Below are 18,612 nucleotides of genomic sequence, written 5' to 3'. Positions count from 1 at the left end.
TTGGAGGTTGCGGTTACTCCAAGTGCGTGGGGGCAAACATTTTCAGCAGCGTCTGGACCACCACCACGTTGGGGCCTTGCGCGCTGAATGATTCGCTCAGCGCAGCCCCCACGTTTTCTGGCTCCACGTACCGGGCGGGAATCCCGAAGGACTGTGCCAGGGCCACGAAATCGGGCCGTGCCAGCTCCGTAGCAGTGGCCTTGCCGAAGGCACCGACCATGTATTCGCGCAGAATCCCGTAGCCACCGTCATCAACGATCAGCCAAGTGACAGGTGCATTGTGTTGCTTGGCGGTGGCCAGTTCGGCAATCGAGTACATGGCCGATCCGTCACCGGATACCGCCAGCACACGAGCCTGCGCCGGGGTCTTGCCGGCGACCTGAAGGCCCAAGGCGCCACCGATGGCTGAGGGGAAGCCGAAGCCGAGCCCACCGGCACCCTGCGCGGAATGGAATTCACCCTGCCGGGCATCCCAGCAGCTCCAACCCCAGTAGGCCGAAATGGTCATATCCCAGAACGTCTGCATGTCATCGGGCACAGCGGCACGAATGTCGGCCATGAAGGTGCGTTCCTTGGCCAGGTCCTGGGCGTCAAGCCGTGCCATGACCTTGGTCAAGGTCTCGGCAACAACGTTTTCCGGAGTGTGTCCGTGCCAGTCCGCCGCGACGGCGCCGTCGAAGGTTCCCAGGGCTTCGCCCAGGTATTCCAGGGCAGCCTTAGCATCGGCTCGAATGCCCAAGGCGGGACGGTTTGATTCGAGGACCCGCGGTTCGGCATCAATCTGGATCAGGTGCCCACGTGGTTCAAGGGTGAAGTAGTTGCTAGTGACCTCGCCGAGTGCCGAACCCACAACGATCAGTACGTCGGCGTCTTCGAGAACCTCGGTCACATGCCGGTCCTCAACCCATGATTGCAGGGACAGCGGATGATTCCAGGGGAAGGCGCCGTTGCCTCCGGGCGAGCACACCACCGGTGCGCCTAGGGCCTCGGCCACGGCAAGTAATGCGTCCTTGGCCCCGGCCCGGCGCACTCCTCCGCCGGCCACGATCACCGGGCGGCTGGCCTCGGCCAGCCAACGCACGGCTTCGTTAATAAGCTCAAGTCGTGGCGGGTGTTCATAGGCCTCGGCCAGGGCATCAACAACCGGCGGCACCAAAACCGGGGCCAGCAGCACGTCCTGCGGAACTTCAACCCAGACCGGACCTTGCGGGACGGTGATCGCGTCGGCCCAGGCATCCTGGATGGCCGATGGAATTCCCGAGGCGTGGTGCACGGTGCGTTGGGACTTGGTGACGTTGGCGGCCGAGGCCTTCTGATCATCAAGCTGATGCAGCATGCCCTTGCGCCTGGCGCCAAGTCCGTCCAGCGGGATCTGACTGGCCACCACCACCATGGGCACACTCGTGGCATAGGCTTCCTGAAGCCCGGCCAGAGAGGTCAGCGCACCGGGGCCTGTGGAAAGGAAGAGCACTCCGACCTCACCGGTGGCACGAGCATAGCCGTCTGCGGCGAAGGCCGAGTTGTTCTCCACTCGCGAGGAGACGAAGTGCAGCTTTGAGCGGGAAAGCGCGTCAAAAAGACCCAGTGCGTGCTGCCCGGGGATGCCAAAAACCGTGGTGGATCCCAGTGCCTCAAGCGTCTCGATGACCAGATCCCCGCCATTGCGTTGCGCAGCTTCGGGCTGATTCACCTGGCTCATGCCTCGTTCGCTAGGTCTTTGGCGCGCTGGTCGTTGGCGCGCTTATCGGCAATCAAGGAGACAAGGTCGTAGGCGACGTGCGATGCGGCAACGCCGGTCATCTCGGCGTGGTCGTAGGCCGGTGAAACCTCAACGATGTCTGCGCCGACAATGTTCAGTCCGCGCAGTCCGCGGATAATTTCGAGCAGTTCGCGGCTGGTGATGCCTCCAGCTTCGGGAGTTCCGGTGCCCGGAGCGTGGGCGGGGTCGAGCACATCGATATCTACCGAGATGTACAGCGGACGGTTACCGATCCGGTCGCGCAGCTTGTCAACGATTTCTCGCACGCCTTGGTAGTAGACATCCGAGCTGGTGACGATGCCGAAGCCGAAGCGCTTGTCATCTTCGAGGTCTTTCTTGCCGTAGAGCGGGCCACGGGTTCCTACGTGGGAAATCGCTTCGGTATCGAGGATGCCCTCTTCCACCGCGCGACGGAAGGGGGTGCCGTGGGTGTATTCGGCTCCGAAGTAGGTATCCCAGGTGTCCAGGTGCGCATCGAAGTGCAGCATGGCCACCGGCGCTCCGGCGCGTTCGCTGGCCGCGCGGAGCAGTGGCAGGGCGATGGTGTGGTCTCCACCCAGGGTCACCAAGCTGGCGCCGTCGGCGGTGAGATCCAGCGCGTTTTGCTGGATGGTTTCGATGGCTTCGTTGATGTTAAACGGGTTCACTGCCATGTCTCCGGCGTCGGCCACCTGGGCCACGGCGAAGGGCGAGACATTCAGCGCCGGGTTGTAGGGGCGCAGCAACCTGGATGATTCGCGGATGTGGGTGGATCCGAAGCGCGCCCCGGGGCGGTAGGAAACACCGGAGTCAAAAGGAACACCCACAAGTTTAATGTCGGCCGCAGTTACCTGGTCAAGGCGCGGAAGCCGCGCGTAGGTTCCCAGCCCTGCGTAGCGCGGGATCTGCGAGGCATCAATCGGGCCGATGTTTCCGTTTTCTTCAACACGGATTTCTTGCACGTTTTGCTCCCTAGGGGTTTCCGGCTTCGGAGTGAACCGAACAGTGATTGTTGCTTCACATGAAACAACTGTTGCCCTACATGCTATTTGTGGTGTCGCTTACAGTCAAGATCGCTTGTCTTTTTACCCCTGATTTTCGAGCATGTCGCGTAACGCAGCAACATGCCCCACATAGGCGCTTCGTCCGGCGAGTGTCAGTGAGGCGCGAACATGACTGCGCCCCGCCTTGGAGAATCGCTCGATCTCGACATAGCCGGCATCGGCCAGCTGCTTCATGTGCTTACTGAGTACTGAGTCGGCCACCGCCAACGCGGCGCGCAGCTGGGCAAATTCCGCCCACTGCACCGGTGCCAGGCTGGCGCAAATACGCAGCCGCGCCGGAGCATGAATCAGGTCATCAAATTTCGGAGCATTAGACGGAGTGCTCATTGGCGTCCTTGACTCGACTCTTGATGGCAGCAATCCGCATGCGAGAGATGCAGAAGTGCAGCAGGACGAACACGGCTATCCACTTTGCCCCGATTTCCCACCAAAGATGCGCCTCCCAGAACCTTCCTGCCTGCGTCACCAGTACCATCAGCAGCGCGTAACGCATATAGGGCCCGGAGTGGCTGAGAATAGTTCGAGGTTTAGGCCGCTTGCGCATGGTCATGAAGTACCAGATGCTCAGCGGGATACCCAGACCGAGTATCGACAGTGAAACACCCCACGGAACAGCGTGAATCAGAGCCATCACGGTGGAGATGATCGCCACCAAGGAGATCATAAAAAGGCGCGAGGGTTCAGCTTTTTCGGCCATGGAAATTGAGGCACGTTCAACTTCAGCAAGGGCCTTGAGTGCTTCGGACGGATGAAGCGAAGGGTGCTGGTCCGACATATTGAATCCTACTATCCGTTACGGAAAGTCTTGTCTTTCCATGATGGAAAGTCAAGCATTAGGCCTCGTCGAGGCGGACTTTCGGCTTAACGAAAGAGGAAAACAGCGATCGATCGGCCCCGTAGATGCAGATCGAGATCCCGACGGTCAATACCAGTGCCTTGATGACGATCTCCTGTGGATTCGACGGTAGCAACACCACTTGGGCGGGGCCCACCAGGAATATCAGCAGCATTATCCACACTAGATAGGAGAAGGACAGTGGAGGCTGGAGAGCTTCGGAGTGAGTCTGTCGACGCAGGATCGTGGCGACGCTGATCACGACGATGATGAGCCCTAAGGCTATCGCTCCGGGGATGACGAAGGCCTTGTAGGCCCGAAGCAATGTCATGGTTGCCCCGATAGCACCGCCCAACAGCAGTGCCGCCCACCAAGGCACCCACAGCCGTTTGGGTCGCCAAGGAGCTGTGGCGGTTTCTTCGGGCAGGGAGCTCACAAGCGGTGTCCTTAAGCAGGCGGCGCGGCCGAGGGAATGGCTTCCCTGCGAATGCCGCTACAAAATGGTTGCTTTTCGCAGGTGAAATGTCAAAGTAGGAGGTGTATCGCAGATCACCATGGGCGTTTTGCTCTTGGTCTATCCAGACTGGCCAGTGCAGGAGTAGCGTTCCCTCTCGTGAATAAAGTATCGGGCTTTCCCAAACGTGTTTCGCCCGCACAGCCCAAGGGCCGCACGGCACGCTTTTCCACGTGGCTCAGGGACACAGACGCCGGAAATGAACACGCAGAGAACCCCGATGCTAAACCCACGGGGCATCGCTGGTGGCAGGTCATGTGCCTTTCAGGCTTGGACTACTTTTCGACCCTGGGCTACCAGCCGGCGATCGCGGCACTGGCGGCCGGAGCGCTAGCTCCGATGGCCACGCTCTTGCTCGTGATTGTGACCCTCTGCGCCGCGCTGCCGGTCTACCGTCGCGTAGCTGAGGAATCGCCTCACGGTCAGGGCTCCATCGCCATGCTTGAGCGCTTGCTCCCGCATTGGAAAGGCAAGGTTTTTGTTCTGGTTTTGCTCGGCTTTGCCGCAACAGATTTCATGATCACCATTACCCTTTCTTCCGCAGATGCCTCGGCGCACATTATCGAAAACCCCTTCACGCCCGATTGGTTCCACGGGCAGCAGATCGCCATCACCGTCATCCTGATCTTGTTGCTCGGTGTGCTATTCATGCGCGGATTCCAGGAGGTCATCTCGCTGGCCGTTGGCCTAGTGGCAGCTTATTTGCTGCTCAACGCCGTGGTCATCGCCGTTTCGGTGGCCTCGCTGATCAAGAACCCGGCTCCCGTTGACCACTGGTGGCTCAACCTAACCGCCTCCCATGCCAACCCCTGGCTCATGGTTGCCGTGGCCCTCCTAGTCTTCCCGAAACTGGCACTGGGTCTTTCCGGCTTCGAAACCGGCGTGGCAGTGATGCCGCAAATCAAGGCGGGAGCCGGCGATACCGAGGCCAATCCGCGGGCCCGCATCGCCGGAGCCAAGAAGATGTTGCTCACCGCAGCACTGACCATGAGTATTTTCCTCGTGTTCTCCTCGATCGTGACGACACTGCTGATTCCGGCCCCGGAGTTCCAGCCCGGTGGCGCGGCCAATGGACGCGCCCTCTCATTCCTCGCCCATGACATGCTCGGTGACGGATTCGGCAGCGTATACGACATCTCCACCATTCTGATTCTGTGGTTCGCCGGAGCCTCTGCCCTGGCAGGGATGCTTAACCTCATTCCGCGCTATCTGCCACGCTTTGGCATGGCCCCGGAATGGGCCAGCGCGGTGCGGCCGCTGGTACTGGTGCTCATCGTTGTTGCACTGACCATCACGGTGCTCTTCGAAGCGGATGTGGATGCCCAGGGAGCCGCCTATGCCACCGGCGTGCTGGTACTGATGTCCTCGGCCGGCGTGGCAGTGACCATTTCCGCCAGACGAAAGAAGCAGCATTGGCGGGCCATCGGCTTCGGAGTCATCTCCGTTGTCTTCTTGTACACCACCGGCGCGAACGTGGTTGAACGTCCGGACGGCATCAAGATTGCCGCGTTCTTCATCACCGGCATCATTGTCATTTCACTAATTTCACGGCTTCGTCGCTCCACCGAGCTGCGCGCCACCTCCGTCACGCTCGATGATGCGGCGAAGGAGATCATCACCTCCGCCAGCCAGAATTCAATTCTTCAGCTCATCGCTCATGAGCCCGTGAGGGTCACGGCCGCACGCTACCGGCATAAGCTGATGCACGCTCAAATGGCCAGCCACCTGCCCGACGTCTCGCAGGTGGTGTTCATCGAAATCACCGTCTCCGACTTCTCTGACTTCGCCCAAGATATTGAAGTCACCGGAACCACCCGCCACGGTTTTAAGATCCTGCAGGCCGCAGCGCCCTCGGTATCCACCGCGATCGCTGCGATCTGCTTGGAAATCCGCGACTCAACCGGGATCATGCCGCACATCTACTTCCGTTGGACGGAAGGGGACCCGATGCGGAACATGCTGCGTTTTATGTTCCTCGGCCAGGGCGAAATTGCACCGCTCACCCGTGAGGTGCTGCGTGAGGCCGAGCCGGAGATCTCCCGTCGACCGTGGGTACATGTGGGCTAACGCGCGGAGGCGAGCACCAGCGTCCAGGTGACCACCGCTTCGGTGTCGGTGGGGTTCACCCAGCTGTGCGGCTCGCGCCCCGGGAAGGTTACGGTGTCCCCCGCATCAAGTTCAAAGCGCTCATTGGCAAAGACCAGCACAAAGCGCCCGGAGATCACATGGAGCACCTCAACCTCACAGTCCACCGCGTACAGCTCGGACTCGCCCTCACCGTGTGGGGCAATGACGGCGCGAATGACCTGCAGGCGGCGTTCCGAGCGAGCCGTCAGCAGCTGCTCCACGATCCCCTTGCCACCGAGCGAAATCTTCGGCGCCTCGGCCAGCCTCACCACGTGAGTGTCTGGCTGGGTGAACAGCGCTCCAACTTCCAGGGATAGGACTTGGCATAGCGTGACCAGTGAAGCTACCGACGGGCTGGTGAGGTCCCGCTCCACCCGCGAGAGAAACCCCTTGGTCAACCCCGTGGATTCGGCGACCTGATCGATGGTCAGTCGTTGCGATTGGCGCGCGGCCCGAATGCGTGAGCCGATGGCTAACGCGGCACTGCTGGGTTCAACGGGCAGGGCTTTCATCGGCGCAGATCTCCGTAGGGACTCAAAGAAATATTTGGTTCATCTAGCTTAGGCCAATTGACCTGTAAGCCAACTCACAATAGCCTGTAGTGCAACAAATGTTTACTGGCAGGCATCCCCGTTGTGCTTGTTCACTCGCTCCACTGCAAAGGCGAACGCTCATGGAACATATCAATGGCATTATCGTCGCCGTCTATCTGGCGGCCATGCTCATCTTCGGATGGTGGGGGAAATCGCGCACCAAGAACAGCAGCGACTACCTCGTCGCTGGCCGCAGGCTGGGCCCCTTCCTCTACACCGGAACCATGGCGGCCGTCGTTCTGGGTGGAGCTTCCACCGTGGGCGGCGTGGGCTTGGGTTACAAGTGGGGCATTTCGGGCATGTGGCTGGTGGTGGCGATCGGCGCCGGCGTCATCCTACTCTCGCTGCTCTTCGCTCCCACACTCCAACGCCTGAAGATCTTCACTGTCTCGCAGATGCTCACCCTGCGTTACGGCAGCAAGGCCGCGACCAATACCTCGGGCATCGTCATGCTGGCCTACACGCTGATGCTCTGCGCCACCTCCACCAGCGCCTATGCAACCATTTTTGTGGTGCTCTTCGGCTGGGAACGCTGGATGGCGATCGCCATCGGCGGAGTCATCGTGGTCATCTACTCCACCATCGGTGGAATGTGGTCAATCACCCTGGCCGACCAGGTGCAATTTGTCATCAAGACCATCGGCATCTTCTTCTTGATGTTGCCCTTCGCTTTGAACGCCGCCGGTGGTATGAATGGGATCCGCGAACGCATCGGGGATGAATTCTTCAGCTTCACCGGTATCGGTGTGCAGTCCATCATCACCTACTTCGTGGTCTACACCCTGGGCCTGCTCATCGGTCAAGACATCTGGCAGCGCGTCTTCACCGCTAAAACTCCGAAGGTGGCCCGCTGGGGCGGCACCACCGCGGGCATCTACTGCGTTCTCTACGGAGCCGCGGGTGCCATCATCGGCATGGCCGCCAAGGTCGTTCTCCCGGAGATCATTGGGGCCGACAGCAACAAGGACGTCGTCTACGCGGAGGTTGCTACTCAGCTGCTCCCCGTCGCGATCGGCGGTCTGGTTTTGGCGGCCGCCGTTGCCGCGATGATGTCCACCGCATCCGGTGCGCTGATTGCCGCGGCAACCGTAGCGCGCACCGATGTCACCCCGTTTGTGGCCAGCTGGTTCGGTAAGAACGTGCAGGTCAATACCAATCAGAATCCCGAGCACGATGTGCGTGCCAACCGCATCTGGGTACTGCTCTTGGGCCTGGTGAGCATCGTCTTGGCCATCATGGTTTCCGACGTTGTCGCGGCCCTGACCATTGCCTACGACATCCTGGTTGGCGGGCTGCTGGTCGCCATTATTGGCGGACTCATCTGGAAGCGTGGCAACGGAATCGGCGCCGCAGCCTCGATGGCCGCAGGATCCGTGGTCACCCTAGGCACCATGATCATTTTGGAGATTCAGGCGGAGAACCAATTTGATGGCGTGTACGCCAATGAGCCGATCTACTTCGGACTCATCGCCTCGGCACTGACATTTGTGCTGGTTTCACTACTCACCCGGCCCACCGCAACCTCGGTCATCACCCGCTGGGAAGCACGGGTCGCTGGGCAGAGCGATGCAGAAGGTGCCGACCTCAACGAGGCAGCGACCCGATAGTCCACCGCGGCCCTGCCACCGAGAGGACCCGCCGTTTGCTCATCATCGAGCAACCAGCGGGTCCTCTCTGCTGTGTGGCAGCTATTCCCAGCATCCCCCCTGCCCGCTTAGGCTGAAGGGCATGGACGATTTCAAAGACCACCTGATCACCTATCTCAGCCGTTCACGTCAGGCGGTGTTGTGGAAGGCCGAGGGACTCAGCGATGCAGAGGTCACCCGACCGATGGTTGGTTCCGGCACCAACATTTTGGGTGTGATCCAGCATCTGGCGTCGGTCGAGTACGGCTACTTTGTTCAATGCCTCGGCTTCACGATCACTGACGAGCGTTATGCGGCGCTAGAAGCCGATCCCGAGCCGAGTGCCGACATGTGGGTTCCGGCCGAGATCTCGCGCCAAGAGATCATGGACTTCTACCAGCGCGCCATCACCGCAGCGGACGCCAACATCGCCGCGCTCCCGCTTGAAGCTCCGGCCACGGTGCCATGGTGGCGTCCCGAGACCCGACAGACCACCCTGGGTCGGCTCTTGCTGCACATGAATGTGGAAAATTCGCGCCATGCCGGACACCTGGACATCGTGCGCGAACTCATCGATGGGTCCACCGGGCTACTGAAGGAAAACACGAATATTCCGCCATATGACGCAACAGAATGGAAGGAACTACAGCAAAAAATCCTCTCCGCTTCGCAGTCACGGTAGAGTGATTTTCAGCTTCACGAGATGCGGCGCCAAGCTCCGACTGGCCGCACACCAACCCGCAGTTCATGGGTGGTTCGGATGAGGAAGCGGCCCCCGCCATGAGGCTGGGGCAAGAGCTAGTGAAAGGTTTTGCCTGCATCATGGCACCCTCGATCCCCGTACTCCCCCTGCTTGATGTGCACCGTTCGGTGCTTGAACTCCGACTCTCGGGCACCTGGCAGTCCTTTCACGTCCCGGATGGAGCCGCCCTAGCCGCAGCTCTTGCCGACGCGGTGGGCAGACCCCGTTGGGATACCGCCACCAGCCAATTGATGGTCAGGGTGCCGTTGCGCGGAAACGCCTCCGGAAGGACCTTGTTTTTTAGTCTCATCAAATTTTCCCTTCCGCTTCCGACCGCTAGACTCGTGGGTTGAAGGGGAGTAGTTCCCATACCCGCAGAACTTGCGGGGAAGCGGTGCGTCGACATACTGGTTACAGCGTAGTAACCCGGCAATCCACCTAAGGGCACGGGCAATTTTTCCGACTCTGGGCGAACGAGACCTTCGGTCCACATTTTGGTGGCCCGAGGCTCAACGTACCCAAATTTATTCTCATTGGGCCTCCCCATCACGTGGCCAGCCATGGCCACGAACGCCTAACGAGGATGAGAGTATGCCGCAGCTGGCACCAACCCCAACCCCTGCTCAAATCAAACGCTGGCGCCAGTACCTGGCCGACGAAATCGCCGAAGGCGCCGTCTACCGCGAACTGGCCAACAACCGCACCGGCGAGGAACGCCTGATCCTGCTCGGCCTGGCTGAAGCCGAAACCCGACACGAAGAACACTGGCGGGGCCTTCTGGGCGAGAACGCCGCCAAAACCACCGCCCCCTCGCTGCGCCGCACCATGCTCCGCTTCCTGGCGCGGCACTTTGGCTCGGTATTTGTGCTGGCCCTGGCCCAGCGCGCCGAGGGCAACTCGCCCTATGCCGCGGACACCGACGCGACGCGGCAAATGGCCGCGGACGAACTCGTCCACGAAGAAGTCGTCAGGGGTTTGGCCACTCGTGGCCGCAACCGGCTCTCGGGCAACTTCCGGGCAGCCGTGTTCGGGGCCAACGACGGATTGGTCTCGAACTTGGCCCTCGTCATGGGCATTGGTGCCACCGGCGTGGCTACCTCCATGGTGCTTTTCTCCGGTATCGCCGGGCTCTTAGCCGGTGCGCTGTCGATGGCAGCCGGCGAATACGTCTCCGTGCGCTCCCAACGCGAATTACTCGACGCTTCCAAACCCACCGAGGTAACCCTCGCTGCGGCACCGGATTTAGATCTGGATGCCAATGAACTGGTGCTGGTCTACAAGGCTCGAGGGATGAGTGACGAAGATGCTGCGCACCGCGCCGCCGAACGCATGGGCATGTACTCCTGCGACTGCAATCCCTCCACCTCGCTACGCTCAGAGCTGGCGGAAATTGCCGATACCGAAGAGCACGAGGAAATCGGTTCCGCCATGGGCGCGGCTTCCGCGTCGTTCTGCTTCTTTGCCTCCGGAGCCGTCATCCCGATCCTTCCGTTCATCTTCGGCATGAGCGGCACGCCCGCCATTCTGCTGTCCGCCGCCTTGGTTGGTATCGCCCTGTTGGTTACCGGAGGGGTCGTCGGTCTGCTCTCCGGAGCCTCGCCGACCAAGCGCGGGCTGCGTCAGCTGGCCATCGGTTTGGGTGCCGCGGCCGTCACCTACGTTTTGGGTCTGTTCTTCGGCACCTCGGTAGCCTAGGAGCGCGCCGCATTTCCCCACCTCCAATCAGCAATGGTGTAGTCACTCCCGCAGGGAAAGTGACTACACCATTTTTGTGAGTTGGACGAAGGTGAGCGGTGTTTACAAGCTCATGAGGAAATCGATGGATGCGCCGACATCGGTTTTGGCAGTGGCCGCGTCGGATGTCGTATCGAGCACTGCATCTTGTTCCATGACATACCAGCCCTGATAACCCGATTCTTGGAGCAAAGAAACGATTTGGCCGATCTCGCAATCGCCCTGACCCAACGGGACAAACATGCCGTCTTTTACTGCCTGAACAAAGCCGAGCTCTCCACGTTCGACGGTGGCGGCGATCTCGGCTCGCACATCCTTCAGGTGAGCAATGCCAACCCGTGCAGCGTGCCGTTGCACTAGCTGCAGTGGATTGGTTCCGCCGACCAGTAGGTGGCCGGTGTCTAGGCAGATTTGCACGGTGGTTGATTCCAGCAAACGCTGGACTGAGGAAGCGGATTCGATCATGGTGCCCACATGTGGGTGGAGCACGGCGAGGATGCCGGATTCGGCCGCAAGGTCAACCACTGCCTGTAGGTTGTTCCCGAAGACCTCCCACTGTGCCTCATCCATTTCATGGTGTTCTTCGTAGTCTCCGGTTCCGGAGTCGGCGGCCAGTACCATCACCGATGCCCCGGCTGCGATGAATGCCATCAATTCGGTGCTGACCAGCACCAACGGATCCACGTCGGGATCATGCAACACCACCGGGAGGAAACCGCCAACTGCCTTCAACCCATAATCCTCCAGGTGTGCCGCACGAGAAGCTGGGTCGGTGGGCAAAAAACCCAATGGACCAAATTCCGTGGCTTTAATGCCCAGTTCCCGCATGTCGCTCAGGACCTGGTCCGGACTCAACTGGATGCCCCAGTCTGCGGCCTCGCACACGCCCCAAGAGATCGGGGCAGCGGCAAGCTGATCGGCAATGCTAGTGCTCATGGTGGATTTCCTTTGCGTCATGAATTGGTGAAGGCGTGCGGTACTTATTGAGAAGGGTTAGGCCACTGGGACGGGATTGATGGCCACAGGGGCCCCGGTGAGCAACGATTCTTGGGCAGCATCAGCAACCCGCGAGGCTGCCACGGCGTCCCAGGCGGAACAGGGATTTTCCCGCTCCCCCAGCACGTACTCAATGAATGCCACCATTTCCGCGCGGTAGGCACCGTCAAAGCGCTCAATGAATGTTTGGTGCGAGGTACCTGTCGGAAATTCGACTCCCAGCTCTGCCGAATGCATGGCTGATTGTTCGTCTAGCCCGACCACCACGGTGGACTTGGAGCCCTGAATTTCTAGACGCACATCGTGGCCAGCCCCGTTATAGCGGGTGGCACTTGCCGTGGCCACGGTGCCGTCGTCAAAGGTCAGGACCGCCAAGGCGGTATCTACATCGCCTGCTGCGCCAATTCCCGGGTCTCCGTTGTTCGACCCCTTGGCGTAGACCTCAACAATTTCCTTGCCGGTGAGCCAACGCAGGATGTCGAAGTCGTGGACCGAGCAGTCACGGAACAGCCCTCCGGAGGTGGCGATGAATTCCAGCGAAGGCGGGACCATGTCACCCGTTACAGCTCGCATGGTGTGGATCCAGCCCAGGTCTCCGGCATCCAACCGACGTTTGGCTTCAAGATACCCGGCATCAAAGCGGCGCTGGTGCCCAATTTGCACCCGTCCGTTACTGGCGGCAATTTCTTCGAGCAACGGGAGCGCGGATTCCACGTCTCCGGCCACGGGCTTTTCACAGAAGACCGGCAGGTTTGCTGCGATCCCGGCCCGGATCAAATCGGGGTGCGTCATGGTTCCGGTGGCGATCAGCAGGGCGTCAACCCCGGCCTCGATCATGGCGTTTACGGAGTCAAAGAAGGTGGCGCCCAGCCCGGCGGCCACGATGCGCGCATAGTCAGCGGCGACATCTGTGATCCACAGATTCACCTCCAGGCCTCGATCGGCCAGCTGCGGCCGGAGCGCATTGAGGTTGTTGGCGTGCATCGTGCCGATGCGACCGACGCCGATAAGTCCAAGATTCAGGGTCTTCATGGTGTTTACTTCCGTGTGGTGGTTTCGGGGAGTGTGACGCCGATCTGACGGCGAATTTCATCGGCCAGTTCTAGCGTCATGAGCGTGTCAGCCAAGGGACGTTGCGGGGCTTGGGTCAATCCCTGAGCGATGCATCGGGCAACGGCCGCGGCCTCAAAGTGCAGTCCTTCGAGATGGGCCCCTGCCGCCTGGTCGTAGCGTAGTTCACGCCCGTCATGATGACGCAGGGTGAAGCCGCCCGGCATGTTGAAGGGCCCATCGATGTGCAGTGTTGCTTCGGTTCCGGTGATCAACGCGGTGGTGGGGGTGAAGTTGTGGAGGTGAGTGTTCACGGTGCCGTGCCCACCACCGGCAAAACGTAGTAGGGCCGAAAGCTGACCGTTTACCCCGGTGGGGTGTTGGGTGCCGATCGCCGCCACGGTGTCGGGGGCGCCCATGACCCTGCTGACAAAAGCCAGCGGGTATGTACCCAAATCTAGAAGCGGCCCACCGGCCAGATCCTGATCAAAGATTCGGTGGTCGGGTTCAAAGTACTCGCCGTATTCTGCCGCAACGGTGACCAGCTCCCCCAGCGCTCCGGCCTCCAATAGTTGGGTAATCACGTCGAATTTGGGCAGGAAGAATGTCCACATGGCCTCGGCAGCGAACACCTGATGGGCGTCCGCGGCCTTGATGATGGCCGCAACCTCGGTGGCGGTGATCCCCATGGGTTTTTCTATCAGGACGTGTTTGCCCGACTCAATGGCGGTCATTGCTACATCGAAGTGGTGCGGGTGCGGAGTCGCGACGTAGACGATGTCCACGTTCGGATCCTGAGCAAGTTCCTTGTAGCTTCCATGGCTCGCGGGAACCGAGTGTTTAGCGGAAAAATCGGCGGCCCGCGCTGCTGATCGGGAGCCAACCGCCGCCAGATTCTGGTGTGTATGGGCCCGGACGGACTCGATGAATCGTTCGGCTATCCATCCGGGGCCGGCAATTCCCCAATTGAGCACCGGTGCATCTCGAGAGTCCGGGACCCGGGACTCGGGCAAGGCATCGGGGAAGATGCTCATCTGAGCTCCTTTATTTGTTGGTGTTGGTGTTGGTAACGAAGGGCGCCGTGTTTGGTTCGCTGGGGTGGCCCTGCATCGGCGCGTCGAGAGCCACCCCTAGATTTCTTTCATGGTTTTAGGCCCGATGGCTGGGTTCTTGTGTTCCCAGGGTCTCGGCAACCTCGGCCTTTACTTCGGCGAGCACCTCGTCGTGGCCACCGGCCTGCTCGAGCTCATGAGCTAGCTCGGCCAGCTCCGCGCCACCGGCCATTTGGCTGGTCAACTCGTCGATGGTGATGTCCTTCTTGTCGTAGTAACCAATCGACTTGCCGCGCTTGAGCAACAGGAAGCGGTCCCCGACGGGGAAGGCATGGTGCGGGTTGTGTGTAATAAAGATGACGCCCAGGCCGCGATCACGGGCCTGCAGAATATAGCGCAGCACCACACCGGACTGTTTGACGCCCAAGGCAGCGGTGGGCTCATCAAGGATCAGGACCTTGGCCCCGAAATGCACTGCGCGGGCAATGGCAACACATTGACGTTCGCCACCGGAGAGCTGTCCGATGGGCTGTTCCACGTCACGCAGGTCGATGCCCATGGCGGCGAGCTCATCCTTGGTAATTTTCTTCATCGCCTCCACGTCGAGGCTCTTAAACGGGCCGATACCCTTGGTGAGCTCAGAACCGAGGAAGAAATTGCGCCAGATGGGCATCAAGGAGACCACCGCGAGGTCCTGATAAACGGCCGCGATACCGGAGTCCAATGCCTCTCGTGGAGAGTTGAGTTTTCGTTCGGCACCCATGATTTCCAGGGTGCCGGTGGTGTGCTGGTGCAATCCTGCGATGATCTTGATCAACGTGGATTTTCCGGCTCCATTATCGCCCAGCACGCAGGTGACGCGTCCGGTGTCCACGGCCATCGTGACACCGGTCAGGGCGATGATGTTGCCGTAATGTTTGCCGACATCCTTGAGCTCAAGAAGGTGAACCGGTGTGTGTGTCAGGGGGTCGGTCTGTTCATGTAGCAGCGTCGCCTGGTCGATACGTTCGGCTGCTGGGGAATTCTTGGTATTGGTCATGGGATTCGCTCCTTGGTTCCTTACGCTGCTACTTGGTCTCTGCACGTTTCTTCACGACCAGGTTCACGATCGTGGCCAGCAGTAACATCAGACCCAGGAAGAACTTGAACCAGTCCGGGTTCCATTCCGCGTAGACAATGCCCTTGTTGGCCATGCCGAAGATGAAGGCACCGATGGCACCACCGACGGCCGATCCGTAGCCACCGGTCAGCAGGCAACCACCGATGACGGCGGCAATGATGTAGAGAAATTCGTTACCGATACCCTCACCGGACTGGACCGTAGCGAACGCAAAGAGGTTGTGCATGCCCAGGATCCAGGCGCAGAAACCCACACCCATAAAGAGTCCAATCTTGGTGCGGACAACGGGGACACCTACCGCACGGGCGGCCTTGTCGTCGCCACCAACGGCAAAGATCCAGTTCCCCACCCGGGTGCGGAGCAAGATCCAGGAGGCAACTGCCACCAAAGCGATCCAGATGAAGACGGTAATTTTCACGTCGACCCCGGCAATGTTCACCGAAGAGGCAAAGACCGCCTTAGCCGATTCAAAACCGTCCATATCGGCAATCGAGGGGGTGGACACCGAGCCACCGATCAGGCGCGTCAATCCTAGGTTCAGACCGGTGAGCATCAAGAATGTGGCCAGGGTGACGATGAAGGACGGGAGGTTGGTCTTGATCAGAATCCAACCGTTGATGAAGCCGACGGCCAACGAAACGATTAGTGCAAGTACCACGCCCACCCAAACATTGGTTCCAAAGTACCAAGAGAAGAGTGAAGCGCTTAGAGCCGAAGAAATAACCGCAACACCGGTGGAGAGGTCAAATTCTCCACCGATCATGAGCAGCGAAACGCCGACGGCCATGATGCCGATGGTCGATGACCCGTACAACACGGTCGCGAAAGATGAGGGCTGCAAAAATACGGGTGCCACGAGGGCGAAGAACGCAAACATGGCAACCGCGCCAACTAGGGCACCGAATTCGGGGCGACCGAGCAGCGTAGTGATGGCGCCCTTTGACGCCACCCGCTCGTCGGCCGCCTTTGGTGCGGCGGGTGGAGTGAGGACTGTGTTCGTCATGATGTGAATTACTTTCCGTTGGTCCGTGCCGGTGGTGGATGTCTCCACCACCGGCACGTGGGTCATTGACTTCTAGCGGACGCCTTCTTTGGCGAATTCGAGGACTTCCGCTGCGTTATCGGGAGTGATGATGGCTGGTCCGGTCAGTACCGGCAGGCCTCCACCGATTTCGAAACCGCCACGGGTGTTCTGCCACAGTGCATCAATCGCGCCGTAGCCCTGGAGCCAGGGCTGCTGGTCGACGGTGAAAAGGACCTTTCCGTCAACGATTTGCTGTGCCAATTCTGGATTCATGTCAAAGGAAGCGACCTTGGCAGTGGACTTTGCGCCAGCCACAGATTTCAGGATGGTCAAGGTGAAGGGAGCGCCGAGACCAATAACCACGTCGACGTCCTTGCTGGCTTGCAGCTTGGCTGTGACGGTCGATTCGACCTGCGTCATGTCGGTGCCCTGCACGTAGAGGATCTCCGAGCCGGGGACCTTTTCTTTCACACCCGCACAACGATTCTCGAGGCCAACGTGGCCCTGTTCCTGGATGACGCAAACCGGATGCTTGTAACCTTCCGCGGCAAGTTTTTCGCCGACCGCTTCACCTGCAATTTTTTCATTGGAACCGAAGTGAGTAAAAGCCCCAAGCTCCTTGAAACGGTCTTCGCCGGCATTCAGGCTAACGACGGGAATGCCTGCCGCCGTTGCCTTCTTGAGGGCAGAAGCCAAAGCATCGGGCTTCGCCAGTGTGACGGCAATGCCGTCGACTTTTTGGTCAATTGCCTGCTCGATAAGCTGGGCCTGGCGCCCGCCATCCGGATCCGAAAGATACTGCAGGTCAACGTTGTCCTTGACTGCTGCTTCCTCAGCCCCCTTGCGCACGGTGTCCCAGAAAGTGTCGCCGGGAGCTGCGTGGGTTATCAAGGCAACCTTGATTTTCGGGGTCGCTGCAACGGCTCCGGCTCCCTCGCCGGTGCTTGGCTCGGGGGCTCGGCCGCCACCGCTGGAACAGGCGGTCAAAGCGAGGGCAGGAACCATCACGGCTGCCACCGCGACCTTACGCCAAGAAATTTTTGCCATTACACGAATCTCCTCGAGTTGTCGGCCGGCCTGTCTCCCAAGGCGGCCTCAGGGACTCCAGCCGAAAATCGAAGGCGTCTTTGTCGCCAACCAGCTATTCCCTTTCCATTGATCATCGTGACTACTGTCACACATGTCAATAGATTGTTAGGACATATTTACATCAGCCCTAACCTTAGGAGGTTCACAGCAGCTTCACCGGCGTGGATCTTGCCATGAAAAGTTCCAGGATTTCAGCGGAGTGATCCGCGGGGCGGCGGGTAGATCAGGCCAAGCCCCCCACCCCGCGGCACCCTACCGAATGCCGCCCTTGGCGAACTCCAGCACCGCTTCGGCATTGTTCTTGTCAACAATGCTCGGGCCCGTGGGCACCGGCTTTCCGCCACCCAAGGCAAATCCACCATGGGCGTCAAGCCAAATAGCATCAACTGCCGCATACCCCTGAAGCCATGGCTGCTGGTCGACGGTAAAGAGAATTTCACCGTCAACAATTTTCTGAGCCATTTCGGCATTCATATCAAAGGAAGCGACCTTGGCAGCACTCCCCGATTCGGCAATCGATTTCAACAGCGTCAGGCTAATCGGCGCTCCCAGACCAATGACCACATCCACGTCCTTGGCGGTTTGCAGCTTTGCGGTCGCCGTCGACTGAACCTGCGTCATGTCGGTTCCCTGTACGTAAAGCACTTCAGTGGCCGGGATTTTTGACTTCACTCCGGCACACCGGGCTTCCAAACCCACATGGCCCTGGACCTGAATCACACAGATAGGATTCCTGTAGTTTTCGTCCAGAAGCTTCTCCCCCACGGCTTCGCCGGCCGCCCGCTCGTCCGAACCAAAGTTCGCAAAGGCGCCCAGCTCCTTGTAACGATCTTCTCCACCATTGAGGCTCGTAATCGGTATGCCAGCCGCCTTCGCCTTGGCCAGCGCGCCAGCGATCGCGTCGGGCTTGGCCAAGGTCACGGCAATGCCGTCAACACCCTGATCAACTGCTTGCTCGATCAGCTGAGCCTGATTACCGCCCTCTGGATCATTGAGATATTGCAGATCAATATTGTCCTTGGCAGCGGCCGCCTCCGCCCCCTTTCGTACGATGTCCCAGAACGTGTCACCAGCTGGCGCATGCGTGATCAGGGCAATCTTAAGGCGCGGAGTGTCAGCAACTGCTCCTGCCGCCGGTACATCCACGCTCGGAGCGCGACCACCCTGACCGGAGCAGGCCGTCAACCCGAGTGCTGGAATCAGCACCAGCGTCGCCGAAATAGTGCGCCACGAAAGATTTTTGGACATAAAAATACTCCTCGAATTAGCAGTGAATTGAAGGTGATGATGCCGCGGTGAGATTCCGCAA

The 18,612-nt window shown here is 59.9% G+C and carries 18 protein-coding genes and 1 riboswitch; of the genes, 5 read left to right on the top strand and 13 right to left on the bottom strand.

Features of this window, described 5'->3' with window-relative positions; all coding sequences use genetic code 11:
* Positions 1-13: 13 nt before the first annotated feature.
* The 5 genes from HED64_RS13200 to HED64_RS13180 all read right to left on the bottom strand — a co-directional run bounded on the left by HED64_RS13200 (position 14) and on the right by HED64_RS13180 (position 4,073).
* Complete coding sequence (locus HED64_RS13200; protein WP_168152492.1) at positions 14-1,699, bottom strand: thiamine pyrophosphate-binding protein; 1,686 nt, start codon at positions 1,697-1,699, stop codon at positions 14-16.
* Positions 1,696-2,700 carry an agmatinase gene (speB, locus tag HED64_RS13195; protein WP_168152491.1) on the bottom strand — a complete coding sequence of 335 codons (1,005 nt, stop codon included), beginning with the start codon at positions 2,698-2,700 and terminating at the stop codon, positions 1,696-1,698. The genes HED64_RS13200 and speB overlap by 4 nt, the downstream gene beginning before the upstream one ends.
* A 123-nt stretch (positions 2,701-2,823) precedes the next feature.
* Positions 2,824-3,129, bottom strand: coding sequence for a transcriptional regulator (locus HED64_RS13190; protein ID WP_168152490.1), 306 nt, complete (start codon positions 3,127-3,129; stop codon positions 2,824-2,826).
* Complete coding sequence (locus HED64_RS13185; RefSeq protein WP_168152489.1) at positions 3,113-3,577, bottom strand: hypothetical protein; 465 nt, start codon at positions 3,575-3,577, stop codon at positions 3,113-3,115. Before HED64_RS13185 ends, HED64_RS13190 begins: the two co-directional genes overlap by 17 nt.
* A gap of 58 nt (positions 3,578-3,635) precedes the next feature.
* Entirely contained in the window at positions 3,636-4,073 is a 438-nt protein-coding gene (locus tag HED64_RS13180) for a hypothetical protein (protein WP_168152488.1), read from the bottom strand.
* A gap of 177 nt (positions 4,074-4,250) precedes the next feature.
* On the opposite strand from HED64_RS13180, the gene HED64_RS13175 reads away from it, so the two are divergent.
* Positions 4,251-6,218: an APC family permease gene (locus HED64_RS13175; protein WP_425351801.1), complete on the top strand. Its 1,968-nt coding sequence runs from the start codon at positions 4,251-4,253 to the stop codon at positions 6,216-6,218.
* On the opposite strand, the gene HED64_RS13170 is transcribed toward HED64_RS13175, so the two are convergent.
* Positions 6,215-6,790: a cupin domain-containing protein gene (locus HED64_RS13170; protein ID WP_132362353.1), complete on the bottom strand. Its 576-nt coding sequence runs from the start codon at positions 6,788-6,790 to the stop codon at positions 6,215-6,217. The genes HED64_RS13175 and HED64_RS13170 overlap by 4 nt on opposite strands.
* Positions 6,791-6,951: 161 nt before the next feature.
* Between HED64_RS13170 and HED64_RS13165 the strand changes: the two genes are divergently transcribed.
* From HED64_RS13165 to HED64_RS13150, 4 genes are all read left to right on the top strand, one after another.
* Complete coding sequence (locus HED64_RS13165; RefSeq protein ID WP_168152487.1) at positions 6,952-8,478, top strand: sodium:solute symporter family protein; 1,527 nt, start codon at positions 6,952-6,954, stop codon at positions 8,476-8,478.
* Between the two features lie 121 nt (positions 8,479-8,599).
* Entirely contained in the window at positions 8,600-9,178 is a 579-nt protein-coding gene (locus HED64_RS13160) for a DinB family protein (RefSeq protein ID WP_168152486.1), read from the top strand.
* A 12-nt stretch (positions 9,179-9,190) separates the two neighbouring features.
* Positions 9,191-9,300: riboswitch (SAM riboswitch) on the top strand.
* A gap of 18 nt (positions 9,301-9,318) precedes the next feature.
* Positions 9,319-9,591: a hypothetical protein gene (locus tag HED64_RS13155; RefSeq protein WP_168152485.1), complete on the top strand. Its 273-nt coding sequence runs from the start codon at positions 9,319-9,321 to the stop codon at positions 9,589-9,591.
* A 238-nt stretch (positions 9,592-9,829) separates the two neighbouring features.
* Positions 9,830-10,933 carry a VIT1/CCC1 transporter family protein gene (locus tag HED64_RS13150; RefSeq protein ID WP_168152484.1) on the top strand — a complete coding sequence of 368 codons (1,104 nt, stop codon included), beginning with the start codon at positions 9,830-9,832 and terminating at the stop codon, positions 10,931-10,933.
* A 102-nt stretch (positions 10,934-11,035) separates the two neighbouring features.
* On the opposite strand, the gene HED64_RS13145 is transcribed toward HED64_RS13150, so the two are convergent.
* The 7 genes from HED64_RS13145 to HED64_RS13115 form a co-directional block, all read right to left on the bottom strand.
* Positions 11,036-11,908, bottom strand: a complete 873-nt coding sequence (locus HED64_RS13145) for a sugar phosphate isomerase/epimerase family protein (RefSeq protein ID WP_168152483.1) — start codon at positions 11,906-11,908, stop codon at positions 11,036-11,038.
* A gap of 57 nt (positions 11,909-11,965) precedes the next feature.
* Complete coding sequence (locus HED64_RS13140) at positions 11,966-13,000, bottom strand: Gfo/Idh/MocA family oxidoreductase (RefSeq protein ID WP_168152482.1); 1,035 nt, start codon at positions 12,998-13,000, stop codon at positions 11,966-11,968.
* A 5-nt stretch (positions 13,001-13,005) separates the two neighbouring features.
* Positions 13,006-14,052, bottom strand: coding sequence for a Gfo/Idh/MocA family protein (locus tag HED64_RS13135; RefSeq protein ID WP_168152481.1), 1,047 nt, complete (start codon positions 14,050-14,052; stop codon positions 13,006-13,008).
* Between the two features lie 115 nt (positions 14,053-14,167).
* Positions 14,168-15,109 (bottom strand): ATP-binding cassette domain-containing protein, encoded by a 942-nt coding sequence (locus tag HED64_RS13130; RefSeq protein ID WP_168152480.1) that lies wholly within the window; start codon positions 15,107-15,109, stop codon positions 14,168-14,170.
* Between the two features lie 28 nt (positions 15,110-15,137).
* Complete coding sequence (locus HED64_RS13125) at positions 15,138-16,193, bottom strand: ABC transporter permease (protein WP_168152479.1); 1,056 nt, start codon at positions 16,191-16,193, stop codon at positions 15,138-15,140.
* Positions 16,194-16,265: 72 nt separating this feature from the next.
* A complete protein-coding gene (locus HED64_RS13120; RefSeq protein WP_168152478.1) occupies positions 16,266-17,261 on the bottom strand; it encodes a sugar ABC transporter substrate-binding protein in 996 nt (331 codons plus the stop codon).
* Between the two features lie 294 nt (positions 17,262-17,555).
* Positions 17,556-18,551, bottom strand: a complete 996-nt coding sequence (locus HED64_RS13115; protein ID WP_168152477.1) for a substrate-binding domain-containing protein — start codon at positions 18,549-18,551, stop codon at positions 17,556-17,558.
* Positions 18,552-18,612: the final 61 nt, after the last annotated feature.

This window comes from Paeniglutamicibacter terrestris, assembly GCF_012271785.1.
GTDB lineage: Bacteria > Actinomycetota > Actinomycetes > Actinomycetales > Micrococcaceae > Paeniglutamicibacter > Paeniglutamicibacter terrestris.
The sequence above is the reverse complement of the archived record's forward strand: the minus strand, read 5'-3'. Positions and strand labels throughout refer to the sequence as shown.

Coding starts and splice junctions, on each gene's coding strand:
- HED64_RS13150 (WP_168152484.1), top strand. CDS start 9,830: ATGCCGCAGCTGGCACCAACCCCAACCCCTGCTCAAATCAAACGCTGG.
- HED64_RS13200 (WP_168152492.1), bottom strand. CDS start 1,699: ATGAGCCAGGTGAATCAGCCCGAAGCTGCGCAACGCAATGGCGGGGAT.
- HED64_RS13185 (WP_168152489.1), bottom strand. CDS start 3,577: ATGTCGGACCAGCACCCTTCGCTTCATCCGTCCGAAGCACTCAAGGCC.
- HED64_RS13125 (WP_168152479.1), bottom strand. CDS start 16,193: ATGACGAACACAGTCCTCACTCCACCCGCCGCACCAAAGGCGGCCGAC.
- HED64_RS13120 (WP_168152478.1), bottom strand. CDS start 17,261: ATGGCAAAAATTTCTTGGCGTAAGGTCGCGGTGGCAGCCGTGATGGTT.
- HED64_RS13115 (WP_168152477.1), bottom strand. CDS start 18,551: ATGTCCAAAAATCTTTCGTGGCGCACTATTTCGGCGACGCTGGTGCTG.
- HED64_RS13155 (WP_168152485.1), top strand. CDS start 9,319: ATGGCACCCTCGATCCCCGTACTCCCCCTGCTTGATGTGCACCGTTCG.
- HED64_RS13170 (WP_132362353.1), bottom strand. CDS start 6,790: ATGAAAGCCCTGCCCGTTGAACCCAGCAGTGCCGCGTTAGCCATCGGC.
- HED64_RS13140 (WP_168152482.1), bottom strand. CDS start 13,000: ATGAAGACCCTGAATCTTGGACTTATCGGCGTCGGTCGCATCGGCACG.
- HED64_RS13190 (WP_168152490.1), bottom strand. CDS start 3,129: ATGAGCACTCCGTCTAATGCTCCGAAATTTGATGACCTGATTCATGCT.
- HED64_RS13130 (WP_168152480.1), bottom strand. CDS start 15,109: ATGACCAATACCAAGAATTCCCCAGCAGCCGAACGTATCGACCAGGCG.
- HED64_RS13135 (WP_168152481.1), bottom strand. CDS start 14,052: ATGAGCATCTTCCCCGATGCCTTGCCCGAGTCCCGGGTCCCGGACTCT.
- HED64_RS13165 (WP_168152487.1), top strand. CDS start 6,952: ATGGAACATATCAATGGCATTATCGTCGCCGTCTATCTGGCGGCCATG.
- HED64_RS13145 (WP_168152483.1), bottom strand. CDS start 11,908: ATGAGCACTAGCATTGCCGATCAGCTTGCCGCTGCCCCGATCTCTTGG.
- HED64_RS13160 (WP_168152486.1), top strand. CDS start 8,600: ATGGACGATTTCAAAGACCACCTGATCACCTATCTCAGCCGTTCACGT.